Below are 11806 nucleotides of genomic sequence, written 5' to 3'. Positions count from 1 at the left end.
TCACCGCAGTGGGTTCACCAACGCCTGTAGGGAGGTGCTGTTACAGGCCGAACAGGTTCGCCGCGTTGTCGTGGCACACGGCCCGCAGCCACTCCTGTCCGAGTCCCAGCCGCTCCAGGGCGTGGAGCTGGTGCAGGTACGAATAGGGGATGTTGGGGAAGTCGGAGCCGAGCAGGATGCGGTCACCGAGGTCGGCAAGGCGCGGCAGGTCCGGGCGCGGGAACGGCATGAATCCTTCGGTGAAGTCGGTGAACGCCATCGTCGTGTCGAGGCGTACCTCGGCGTACCGCTCGGCGAGATCGAGGAACTCCGCGTACTCCGCCATGCCCATGTGCGCGACGATCAGCCGCAGTCTCGGATGGCGTGCCAGCACCCTCGCGATGGGCTCGGGTCCGGTGTGCTTGCCGGGGGCGGGCCCGGAGCCGCAGTGCACCACCACGGGGATCCCGGCCTCGGCCAGCAGCCCCCATGCCCGCTGGAGCTGCCCGTCGGCCGGGTCGTAGTCTCCCACCTGCACATGGGCCTTGAACACGCGCGCGCCTGCTTCGACGGCCTCACGGACGTACGTCTCGACGTCCGGCTCGGGGTGGAGAGTGGCGGTGTGCAGGCAGTCGGGGGTGCGGCGGGCGAAGTCGGCCGCCCATGCGTTCAGCCACCTGGCCATGCAGCGAGAGGTGCCCCGGTGGTCGCGGACGAGGTCCTCCAGCATGGCGGCGTAATGGTCGGCATAGAGGATTCCCTCGACGACCGTGTGGAATCCGGCGTCCAGCGCGTAGCGAGCTGTCATGCCGATCAAGCCGATGTTGGCCGCGCCGGGCCGGTCACGCTCCCGCAGTACGACGCGCCGCAGGTTGTCCTGGCCGATCAGGGCCAGGTTGCGGCCGAACCGCTCGCGCAGGCCGGCCGCGATGGAGGACTTCCCGGAGGCGCTGTTGCCGCGCACGACGATCAGCCGGGTCTCCTCGGTTCCCACCATCACGACGGGCACGATACTGGCGGCCGCTGACACCTGTGCGCGCCCTGGGGCTCACCGATGGGGTCCGCCGGCCTCCTGGCCCGGGACCTGACGGGCGGCCAACTGCTCGCCGGCCTCCGGGAGACCGTCTGCCGCCGGAGACTGTCTGCCGCCGAGGCCGCCTGCCGCAGCCTTTCCTGAGGATCCGTCAGACGGGCACCCTTGCGGCGCCTCGCAGTTCAGGTGCGCGGTGTCGTTTCGTCGGTCACGGTCCAGCGCTGGTTGGCGTTCGACGTCGGCGTCCAGGTCGTCACCCTGGAGCCGTCCGCCGTGGCGTGCCCGGCGACATCGAGCAGTCGGCCGGTGGCGGCGTTGACGAGCGTCCAGGTGCCGTCACCGGTCGTCGACATGAGCCACTGGGCCTCTCTGCCGGCAGGCCCGGAGGCCGCGTCCTCCAGGACCGCTCCGCCGTCCTGCACCGCGAGCCTCTTGCCCGTCCCGGAGTTGACGAGGGCGTAGCGCTCAGACATCGCGCGTAGTTCGAGGTGATTGCGCAGCCGCCGGTCCTCGTCGTCAGGTTCCGGACGGTTGGGGGCACACGCTCCGGCCGCCGCCCCGTGCTTCGGCACGCGCGACGGCCGGAACGCATTCGTCGGGCCTTGTGAGGTGGAGGGTTACGACAGTGACTTGGTGCAGACCGTCGTGGTGCCCTCGCTGATGCAGGCCCGTACCTGCTGTCCGGTCGTCGCCTTCATCTCGGTGGTCGCCACCTTGCTGTAGGAGCCGTCGGGCTGCCGGTCCTCCAGCCAGACCGGGGCGCCCGTGGCGGTCGAGTGGGCCCACGCGTAGTAGTCGGTCACCGACCAGTTCGGCTTGCCGCCTCTGAGCGTGACCTTCTTGCCGCTCGGGAGGGCGGCCGTGGCCCAGTCGGTCGCGGGGGAGGACCACTTCGTCACCGAGCCGGGGAGTATCCCGTCACACGCCGAACCCGGTGCGCAGGGGCCGACCGCGCCCTCCACGTCGGTCTGGCTCATGTTGTTGCCCTGGCGGGTGGCGAACGACCAGTTCTTGCCGTCCACGACGAGTCCGGCGATCTTCTTGGCGGACAGCGGGTCGAGGGCGAACATCTTGGTCTTCCCGGAGGCCGTCAGTCGCGCGCCGGGGATGGCCTCCGGGCGCTTCTCGCGTGAATCGGGGCCGCCCGCGGCGTGGGTCATCAGCGTGGCGGAGGCGCCCGTGGCGCCGGGCGGGAGTTCGGCCTCGCCCCAGTAGTAGAGGTGGTGCGGGTCCCAGGCCGGGCGTCCCTCGTAGATCTTCAGTCGGCCGCCCAGGTAGATGTTCGCGTCTTCCAGCAGGCTCGGCTCGTAGTTCGGCATCCATTCCGTGACGGACGCCGGGTCGATCCCCTCGCACGGCAGTTGCGCGCAGGGGGCCTGCGTGGGAGCCGTGGTGGCGGCGTCGGCATCACTGGTGCAGGCGGTGCCGGAGCTGTCACGGACGCAGGCGCGCAGCGACGGAAGCCAGGAGTAGGCCCGGGTGCTGCCGGATGTGGTGCGCGAGGCGCCCGTAGGCGTGAACTCGGTCCACACCTCGCCCCAGCGGCCGGTCCCCTGCCAGTTCTCCAGCCAGATCCGCCCGCCTCCGGGCAGCGATCCCTCGGCCCAGTTCAGGTAGCTCCCCTGCTTCAGGCGGCCCTCGGCGTGCTGCACCCAGGCGCCGGACGGCAGTTGCACACGGCGGTAGTCGGGACGTGAGACGTAGTCCCAGGCGTCCTTGGCGATCGTGGTGGGGTCGGCGTCCGAGCACCAGCCCTCGCACGGCCCGGCGGGCTTCACCTCGGAGTAGGAGGCGGTGACGCACGCTGTCTGGGTGCCGTCCGTGAGGCAGGCGCCGTTGGCGTAGACGACTCCGTATCTGCTCGTCTCGTGCAGGAACATTCCCGTGGTGCCGCTCGTGTCCCGGTACGAGCGGGGGTGGGTGAGCGGCGTGATGATGTTGATGCCGTCGCCCTCGTTCTGCTCCGTCCGCAGCCAGACCCGTCCCTTACCGGGGAGGGTCGCCTCGGCCCAGGAGTACACCTGCTGGGCTGGGTCCCAGGCGGGCTTGCCGGTGTAGAGCCTGATCCGCGCCCCGGAGGCCAGCACGGCCTCCTTCCTCAGCTGAGGAGCGCCACCCGCGTGCCACTCGGTGACGGCCCCGGGGTCGGAGCCCTGACACGGCAGTTCCGTACAGGGCGCCACGGGCGCCGCCGCAGCAGCCGTAGGCGTAGCCGCGGCCGACGGCGGCGCCGTCAGCAGCACTGAAGCCACCGCCGCCACGGCAAGCGGAATGACCTCTCTCCATGACCCGCGTAACCTGCGTAACCCACGTGATCTGCGTGTATCCACGCCCTCCGCACCTCTTTCCCCTGTGCGCTCATTCATGTCATGACAGAGGAAATACAATCCCCGCGCGCTCTCCCGGGCCTCTCCCCGGCGTCTTCCGCGCGGACGGTGAACGGGCTGCTGCGGCGATCCCCTGGGGGGGCGGCAGAGTCCGCGGAGCGCACCGGCCTCCTCCGTACTCATTGACAGGTCCGTACCAAGGCGGAACGCTGAGAGCGCTCTCAGAACTTCCTGGATCGACCATCGTCGAACGGAGACAGAGCATGTTACGGACACTCAGACGCCGGGCCCGGGCGGCCGGGTTGGCCTTCGCCGCGGTCCTCGCCGGCTCACTGCTGGTGGCCGGAGGGGAGACGTCGGCCCACGCCGTCCCGGCGACGATCCCTCTGAAGATCACCAACAACTCGGCCCGCGGCGAGCAGGTGTACATCTACAACCTGGGCACCGAACTGTCGACCGGGCGACAGGGCTGGGCCGACGCCGGCGGCACGTTCCACCCCTGGCCCGCGGGCGGCAATCCGCCTGCTCCAGCGCCCGACGCCTCGATCCCGGGCCCGGCAGCGGGGCAGTCGGCAACCATCCGCATGCCGAAGTTCTCCGGCCGCGTGTACTTCTCCTACGGCCGGAAACTGGTGTTCAAGCTCACCACCGGCGGCCTGGTTCAGCCCGCTGTGCAGAACCCGACCGACCCCAATCGGGACATCCTGTTCCACTGGTCCGAGTACACACTCAACGACTCGGGCCTGTGGATCAACAGCACACAGGTCGACATGTTCTCCGCGCCCTACTCGGTCGGCGTACAGCGAGCGGACGGCAGCACCGCAAGCACCGGCCGGCTCAAGCCCGGTGGATACAACGGCTTCTTCAACTCCCTCAGGGGACAACCCGGAGGCTGGGCCAACCTGATCCAGACCCGCCCCGACGGCACCGTGCTGCGCGCCCTGTCGCCGTTGTACGGACTGGAGACCGGTGCACTGCCCGCCACGGTCATGGACGACTACATCAACCGCGTCTGGCAGAAGTACGCCACCTCGACGCTGACGGTCACGCCGTTCACCGACCAGCCCAACACCAAGTACTACGGCCGGGTCTCCGGCGGCGTCATGCAGTTCACCAACAGTGCAGGCGCCGTCGTCACCAGCTTCCAGAAGCCGGACGCCTCCTCGGTCTTCGGCTGCCACGGGAGGCTCGACGCACCGAACGACCTGGTACGCGGCCCGATCTCGCGCACGCTGTGTGCCGGGTTCAACCGCTCCACGCTGCTGGTCAATCCCAACCAGCCCGACTCCAACGCCGACGCCTTCTACAAGGACGCCGTCACCAACCACTACGCCCGTAAGATCCACGCGCAGATGGCCGACGGGAAGGCGTACGCGTTCGCCTTCGACGACGTGGGCCATCACGAGTCGCTCGTGCACGACGGCAACCCGCTCCAGGCCTACCTCACACTCGACCCGCTCAACTGACCACCTGTCAGAGACGGTGAGGCCGGCAGCCACCGGCACCGGGAGCCGATCGTGTGCCGGTGGCTTCGGCCGGGCTCCGTCAGGGCGTCACCCGCTTCGGACGGACTCGGCGCCGAACCGCCGGATGAGCTCGGCGCGCGACGTGATGCCAAGCTGCTGGAAGACTCGTCGAAGGTGGTAGTCGACGGTGCGCGGGCTCAGGCAGAGCCGCGCCGCCGCTTCCTTGTTGGTTGCCCCCGCCGCGACCAGCCGGACGATATCGAGCTGACGCGCGGTCAGGCCGTTCGGCCCCGCGGAGTCGGTCGGCAAGGCATCGTCCGCGGGCGTGGAGGTCGCGTTGTCACCGCTGGCGCGCAGCTCGGCAGAGGCCCGGTCGAGCCACAGCCGGGCCCGGTGCCTGCGGAAGATCTCCGCCGCCTCCCGGAGGTGGACGCGGGACTCCGCCCGGCGGCGCTCGCGTTTGAGGTATTCGCCGTAGAGGAGGGCGGTGCGCGCCTGCTCCAATGCGCGGTCATGGGGCCCGTGCAGACGCAGAGCCAGCCGGAAGTGCTCTTCGGGGTCATCGTGGGCCAGGACCGCACGGCACTGCGCCACCAGTGCGGTCGGCCAGCCCTGGCCGACCCCCTCGGCCCAGCGCGCGAACGCCGCGGTGGCCCGTTCCGCCGGCAGGCGGAGCCCGGCGCGGACGGCGGCCTCCACATACGCGGGCATCGCCTGGAGCGCGACACCGGGGTGACCCGGTTTCATCCGGGTGAGCCGACGCAGTTTCGCGGCCGCCTCCTCCCAGTGTCCCGATGCCGCGGCCTGCGCACGCCTCGTGCTGTGCCTATCCCTCGGAGTGGACGTGCTCGCGGCCGTGCAGGCGGAGAACCCGGACCACGGTGCCTGGACCTCGCTGATGCATGCTCTGTTCGCAGGGCTGGGTCCTGGCGAATAATCCGCATCGGTGGTGCTACGACCACGAATCGGTGAAGTCGCCGGTCTCGCCCTGGCCGGTGTGACCGGGAATTCAACGAAAGGCTCTGGTCGAACCCGTGCGAGTGTGTTTCCGTAATTCGCGTGTCTCCCGCGTGCGTTGACATCGCAAATGGTGCACGCCACTCTACCGGTGAGCCGCAGCAAGGCCGTAAACGCGAACCGTGAACCCCGCACCTGATTCCAGGGGTGATTCTTCTCCTTTCGGTTCCGCGGTGATTTCCGCAACACGCCTTCTCGTCCGGCAACCAAGTCCTCAAGAATGAACGGGAGATTGACATGTGCCATCGAAGTCTGCCCCGTACCGCCCCTGTGCTCGTGACCGCATTGGGGACCACCGCGGCACTGATGATCACCACTGCCGTCCCGGTGGCCGCCGCGGAGCCGACGTCTGCGCGGGCGGTGCGGCTCAACGACGACGCGAGGACGACAACGACCGTCCGCTACGGGCCCATCACCCTCCCCGCCGCGTCAGGTGACGACCACGCCGAGACCGGCAACCGGCTCGCGTTCAACATCGCCAAACCGTGCGACGACTGCATCATCACGAGCTTCAAGCCGAACCTCGTCTACGCGGACGGGTCGAACGCCAACGTCAACACCGGTCCGATGCTGCACCACGCGGTGCTGGGCACCCACGCCAGGAGCGACGTCGTCTGCGGCGGCCCCCAGCGGATGTTCGCCTCCGGGAACGAGCGCGTGGAGAGCGTGCTGCCCTCGGGATACGGCATCAAGGTGCGCCCGGGGGAGCGCTGGAACATGCTCTACGACCTCATGAACCATGCACCCCAGAGCAAGACCGTCTACATCACCTTCACGTTCACCCATGAGCCCGCCGCAGCTTCACGCCTCAAGCCCGTGACACCGATCTGGATGGATGCCGGAGGCTGTCTCGGCAGTGCGTACGACGCACCGGACGGCGTCAGCGAAAAGGTCAGGAAGTGGCGCTCCACCATTTCCGGAAAGCTCGTTCATATGCGCGGCCACCTGCACCATGCGGGCCGCTTCGTGCGTACGGAAAACCTCACCACGGGAAAGCTATTGTGCAACGTCGTGGCGGAAGAGGGAGGAAGCCCCGAATTCATCGACCTCCACGGACACACGGAAATCTCGGACATGCCTCCATGCAGCGGTGATTCGCTCGGCACCATCGAACGGGGCGACGTCCTGCAGATCACCAGCAGGTACGAGAGCGCCCACGCGCACGGCGGCGTCATGGGGATCATGGCCGGCTGGGTGGCCGAGGACTGATCCGTGCCACCCATGGTCGTGGGGACAGCGCGGCCCGTGCCGACAACACACCGCCCAGAGGTGACCCCATGAGCCCGGACCGGTTCCGGGGAGCGGTGCGCGGCTGGATGATCGGTGCCGCAGACGTACTGGTCTGCGGGGTGTGGGCGGCCGGAGTGTGGGCGGCGGTGCACATCGAAGCCGGCCCCGGGCTGCGCACCGTGGCACTCTTCGTGCACCTGGCAGCGCTGATCCTCGGGTTCGGCACCGTGCAGACCATCGACTACTACGGACTGCTCTGGCTGCTGGGGCGGCGCAGCCTGCGCCAAGTGCTGGACTTCACGGGCCCGTTGCAGGTCCTCGTCTGGTGCGGTCTGGCAGGAATGGTGATCAGCGGTGCGGCCCTCGGCCCTGACCCGGCGTCGGCAGTCACCCGGGTGAAGCTCGGACTGGTCCTCCTGGTCGCTCTCAACGGTGTGCACGCACACGCTCTGCACCGAGACCTCGCCGAGCGGGCGGCAGAAGGTGTGGACACACGGCTTCTGGTGCGTGGAGCAGTCTCCGTCGTGGTGTCGCAGGTCGGCTGGTGGGGAGCCGTGGCGATCGGATTTCTCAACAGCCGGTCCTGAAGGGGAAGCCGGCTCTGCGGACAGATACTCCGGGCTGTTCGGCGTCGTGCGGGGCCGCGGCCGGATGTGATGCCGAGAAGCTCCGCGAGGCTGATAGAGAACCGACATCTCGCCTACAGTCGGCCGCATGACGCAGGCACCGGCCCAGAACCGCGGCGCACGGTCCCGCGACGCGATTCTCGACACCGCCGGCGAACTGATGTCGCGGTACGGCTACGCGGCCACGTCCATTTCCATGATCTCGGCCGAGTGCGGTCTGCCGCCCAGCTCGATCTACTGGCACTTCGGCAGCAAGGACGGGATCTACGTCGCGGTGCTGGAGCGAGCCAGGACCGCGCTGCTGGCAGCCCTGCCCCCGACCGAGGTGCCGGGTGCCGACGTCGAACAGCGCCTCGACGCCTTCCTCGTGGAGGTCGACGACGCCTTCCGGCGCCACCCACACGGAGTGAAACTGCTGCTGGGGCTGGGCATGGTGCAGCAGGACGCCAGCGCGGCGGCAGTGGCCGAGGTGCATCACTACCGCGACGCGCTGGTGGCCTGGGCCCGGGATGCGCTGATCGCCGTATTCGGCCTGAACGACCGCGCGGACGTCGCGGACGAACTGGCGCGCTTCACGCTCAGAATGGCGAGCGGCACCGCTGTCGCCCGCTGGTTCGAACCGGGCGCCGTCCTGGAGACCGGGCCATTGCGCGTCGCCCTACTGGCGCTCGCGGCCCACCACAACGTTCTGATGAGCGGAACCTCGGCCGAGGGCGCCGTGGCGCGTGGCGTCACTGACGGGGAATGACGACGACGGGGGACACGGTCCGAGCGAGCGAGAACAGGCCGATGTCATCGCACGGCTCCGCGGGGAGCGGAGGAGGGAAGCCAGAACGCGCAGTGGTGGTCGGTCGCGAAGCCGGTGGTGGGTCCGACCCGGTCCGGGGCCAGCACCTGGATGCGATCCCCTTCCGCCGTGTAGCGCGGCCAGGCGGGGGCACCGGGCGCGTTGGGGTCGCCGGTGGCGGCGAACCGGGCCCAGTAGGCGGTCATCGTGGCGGACAGCCGCTGCTGGGCGGGCGTCAGGCGCAGGGAGTCCATGGGGAAGAGATAGGCCAGTTCGGAGGCGTGGAACGCGCCCTGTGGTGTGTGCGGTGCCGGGATGAACGGTGGTGCCTGGGGGTCGTGGAACTCGTACGCGTAGACCGGCGCCCGGGCGCCGTGAAGGCGGCTGTCGGACCGTGCCGGGCACGCGAACCGCTGATCGGTGTTGACCGCCGAGTAGGCCAGGTTGGGGGACGGGTACGCCGAGGCCGGATAGGTGGCCAGGACCGCCGCGGCCCGGCTGCCGTGCTGGAGCTCGATCAGGGCGGCGTACGAGGCGGTGGTGAGGGGGCCGCCGCCTGGCAGATCCACGTACAGCGCGGTGAAGTACCGGTACTCGTCGTGGGTGTTGCCGTTGAGGGTCGGGACCGCGTTCACTCGTCCCTCAGCCCACGCCTGGTGCGGAGGGCGCGGCAGGACACGTGGCTCCGTGTTCGGGCCCCACAAGGAGGCTGCCCCGGTCCCGGCGCCGCGCAGGAGCTCGGTGGTGGGCAGGGCGCGCAGACAGGGCGCCGCGGTCGTCGGGTCCGCGCAGCCGAGCGAGGCCGCGAAGTTGCTTCCCTTCCGCTCGGCCGCGCCGAGCGTGAGCGGTGTCAGACCGCCGTCCGAGGCGCAGCTCCCGCTCTGCTGAATCGCCTGCTGGAACAGGCCCTTGGCGGTCGGGGAGGCGATGTGGGCGCAGGTGTCCGCCGATCCGGCGGACTGGCCGCCGAGGGTCACTCGGTGGCGGTCGCCACCGAAGGCGCCGATGTTGTGCCGAACCCAGCGCAGCGCGGCCTGCTGATCCATCAAGCCGTAGTCGCCGGAGGCATGGTCCCTGCTCTCGGACGACAGGGCGGGGTGGGCGAGGAACCCCAGTGCTCCCAGGCGGTAGTTGACGGTGACGACCACGACGCCGCGCGCGGCCAGCGCCGAGCCGTCGTAGTCGCTGCCCGCGCCGTAGGCGTTGCCGCCGCCGTGCAGCCACACCAGCACCGGGAGCGGCCGGCCGATGGTGCGGGCCGGCGTCCACACATTGAGATACAGGCAGTCCTCCGTCGTGCTGCCGGTGCGGTTGGACTCGCCAGGCAGGACGGGGCCGCCGTCGGGGAGCAGGGTCAGCGGCAGTTGGGGGCAGGGGCGGGCCGGTGCGGTGGCGTCCCGCACGCCGGACCAGCGCTCGGCGGGCCGTGGCGGACGCCAGCGCGACCTCCCCGTCGGCGGGGCGGCGAAGGGGATGCCCTGGAAGACCCGGCCGCCGTCACGGTGGGCCGCGCCGCGCACCCAGCCGCGGTCGGTGCGCACGACCAGGGAGTCGTGCGCGGCAGCGGCCCGGGCCGTCGACGGGGGAGCGGTGAGGAAGGACAGCAGCAGGGCCAGAAGCACGGTCGTGGCGCGGGAAAGGGCGTTGCGCAGGCTCGGCGATCTCATCAAATCTCCCGATGCCGGTACGAGTCGTATCCCCTGACGTGGTGCGAGCGGCGTGGTCATGACGTGTGCTCGTAGGCGCCGATGTCGCAGGCGGCGCCCTGGGGGCGGGCGACTCCGCGCTGATCCGTGGCCGGGCAGTCGACCGCCGCGTCCAGGGCGGGGCTGCCCGGCAGCAGCGCGGCGGTGTCGGTGGGACCGCCGTTGTCGGCGAGTGGGCCGATCAGCGGTGCACGGCTGGGCAGGTCGCCCACTCCGGTGAGTCGGCAACTTCCGTCACCGTCGAGGTTGTGGCCCTGCGACGCGATGGTGGCGAAGGCCTTCTTGCAGTCGGCGGCCTTGCCGTCGACGGTGTTGCCGGCGACGACGGAGTTGCGCAAGGTCAGCCGACCCAGCGGCAGATCTATGACGTCGGGGATCGGGGAGGGCAGACTGTCCAGGTAGGCGGGAGCGATGTTGACTCCGCCTCCGCCATCGCTCGAACTGTTCCCGGAAATGGTCGAGTTGAGGATCTCCACGGGTTCCAGGCCGCGGACGTCGATCCCGCCGCCGTAGCCGGCGAGGCTGCCGGGGCGGTCGCCCGGGTTCGTCACGCGGTTGCCGGCGACCGTCGAGTTGGTCACGGTTCCGCTGTCGTCGAACCTGATGCCACCGGCCTCTCCCGCGACGTTCCCGCTGACGGTGCTGTCGATCAGATCGAGGTGTGAACCGGGGACGTTGAAGATGCCGCCGCCGTAGCCCGCTGAGTTCCCGGTCACGGCGACCCGTCGCAGCGTCATGTGGTGTCCGTTGGCGATGGCGCCGCCGCCGGTGTCGGTGATGGGCAGTTCGCGTTCCTTGGCCACGCCCCCGGTGATGGTCAGATCGGACAGCCTCGTGTCCGCCTGCATACGGAACGCGCGGTCCAGCCGATTGGCGTCGATGAGGGTGGTCCGTGCGCCGGAGCCGCGGATCGTGGTGGCTGCGGCGACGTTGAGGTCGCCCGTCGTCGGGTCGGGGTGGTCTCCGTTGATCAGGCGGGGATCGGGTGGGACGGCCAGCCGATAGCGCCCCGGCGGCAGTGTGATGGTGCTGCCCGGGCGGGAGTTGGCGGCCATCACCGCGGCGCGCAGGCTGCAAGTGCCCGACACGGTGCGGCACAGGCCGTCCGACGGGTCGGCATCGACCGCGTCGGACGTGGTGCCCACGGTGAACCCGGTCGGCTCGGTGGCCACGGACGCGTCGGCCCTGGCTGCGGGGGTGGCGAGTGCTGCTGCCGTGGCGAGGACGATGGTCAGTGCCGCCGGGCTGGTTCTGAGGGCTCGGAGGTTCATCAGGTGAACTCCTCTCGGCGAGGAAAGGGAGGCTCGGCTGATGCAGGAACAGGGAGGACACGGCTGTTCCGCGGACTTCCTGCTGGTGCGATATGCGGCTCGTGCCAGCAACGCGGCAGGGCGCCTTGCGGTGTGACGCTGGAGCGGCGGGCCGGAGCAGAGGGACGGCGCCATGCGAACGGCGCGTGAACCGCCTGTGCTCTGTAGGGAGCGTTCCATTCAGGAGCTGCCGTGTCTACCGGCCGGTAGGGGAATGACCGGATAGAGACGGCAGCCTCTTTCGGGCGGAAGGCGCTTGAGCGCCAAGGAGGTTGTCGCTCGATCAGCTCTTGGCCGCCGGTGAGCAACGGCCGGTGTGGGCGGG

At 69.9% G+C, this 11806-nt stretch carries 9 protein-coding genes and 1 pseudogene; 4 read left to right on the top strand and 6 right to left on the bottom strand.

Going from position 1 to position 11806, the window contains the following annotated elements; translation table 11 throughout:
* Positions 1 to 40 precede the first annotated feature (40 nt).
* The 3 genes and pseudogenes from POF73_RS28940 to POF73_RS28930 all read right to left on the bottom strand — a co-directional run bounded on the left by POF73_RS28940 (position 41) and on the right by POF73_RS28930 (position 3264).
* A complete protein-coding gene (locus POF73_RS28940) occupies positions 41 to 979 on the bottom strand; it encodes an amidohydrolase family protein (protein ID WP_272121302.1) in 939 nt (312 codons plus the stop codon).
* 215 nt (positions 980 to 1194) lie between these two features.
* Positions 1195 to 1479, bottom strand: a pseudogene (locus tag POF73_RS28935) (RICIN domain-containing protein); the annotation flags it as partial.
* 150 nt (positions 1480 to 1629) lie between these two features.
* A complete protein-coding gene (locus POF73_RS28930) occupies positions 1630 to 3264 on the bottom strand; it encodes a hypothetical protein (RefSeq protein WP_272121301.1) in 1635 nt (544 codons plus the stop codon).
* A gap of 338 nt (positions 3265 to 3602) precedes the next feature.
* Between POF73_RS28930 and POF73_RS28925 the strand changes: the two genes are divergently transcribed.
* Positions 3603 to 4805, top strand: coding sequence for a glycoside hydrolase family 64 protein (locus POF73_RS28925; protein WP_272121299.1), 1203 nt, complete (start codon positions 3603 to 3605; stop codon positions 4803 to 4805).
* Between the two features lie 87 nt (positions 4806 to 4892).
* On the opposite strand, the gene POF73_RS28920 is transcribed toward POF73_RS28925, so the two are convergent.
* On the bottom strand, positions 4893 to 5552 hold the full coding sequence (locus POF73_RS28920) for a helix-turn-helix transcriptional regulator (RefSeq protein WP_272121297.1): 660 nt from the start codon (positions 5550 to 5552) through the stop codon (positions 4893 to 4895).
* A 597-nt stretch (positions 5553 to 6149) separates the two neighbouring features.
* Here POF73_RS28920 and POF73_RS28915 point away from each other — a divergent pair.
* The 3 genes from POF73_RS28915 to POF73_RS28905 all read left to right on the top strand — a co-directional run bounded on the left by POF73_RS28915 (position 6150) and on the right by POF73_RS28905 (position 8426).
* Positions 6150 to 7031 (top strand): hypothetical protein, encoded by an 882-nt coding sequence (locus POF73_RS28915; protein ID WP_272121295.1) that lies wholly within the window; start codon positions 6150 to 6152, stop codon positions 7029 to 7031.
* Positions 7032 to 7099: 68 nt separating this feature from the next.
* Positions 7100 to 7639, top strand: a complete 540-nt coding sequence (locus POF73_RS28910; protein WP_272121293.1) for a hypothetical protein — start codon at positions 7100 to 7102, stop codon at positions 7637 to 7639.
* Positions 7640 to 7766: 127 nt separating this feature from the next.
* The gene (locus POF73_RS28905) at positions 7767 to 8426 is read left to right on the top strand and encodes a TetR/AcrR family transcriptional regulator (RefSeq protein WP_272121290.1); all 660 of its coding nucleotides are present in this window, start codon (positions 7767 to 7769) and stop codon (positions 8424 to 8426) included.
* A gap of 44 nt (positions 8427 to 8470) precedes the next feature.
* Here POF73_RS28905 and POF73_RS28900 read toward each other — a convergent pair whose 3' ends face one another.
* Together POF73_RS28900 and POF73_RS28895 are read right to left on the bottom strand one after the other, a co-directional pair.
* The gene (locus POF73_RS28900; protein WP_272121287.1) at positions 8471 to 10132 is read right to left on the bottom strand and encodes a carboxylesterase/lipase family protein; all 1662 of its coding nucleotides are present in this window, start codon (positions 10130 to 10132) and stop codon (positions 8471 to 8473) included.
* A 56-nt stretch (positions 10133 to 10188) separates the two neighbouring features.
* Positions 10189 to 11442 (bottom strand): choice-of-anchor Q domain-containing protein, encoded by a 1254-nt coding sequence (locus POF73_RS28895; RefSeq protein ID WP_272121284.1) that lies wholly within the window; start codon positions 11440 to 11442, stop codon positions 10189 to 10191.
* Between the last annotated feature and the right edge of the window lie 364 nt (positions 11443 to 11806).

The sequence above is a fragment of the Streptomyces sp. HD genome (genome assembly GCF_028369295.1).
In the GTDB taxonomy this organism is placed as follows: domain Bacteria; phylum Actinomycetota; class Actinomycetes; order Streptomycetales; family Streptomycetaceae; genus Streptomyces.
This window is presented reverse-complemented; position numbering and strand designations above follow the sequence as displayed.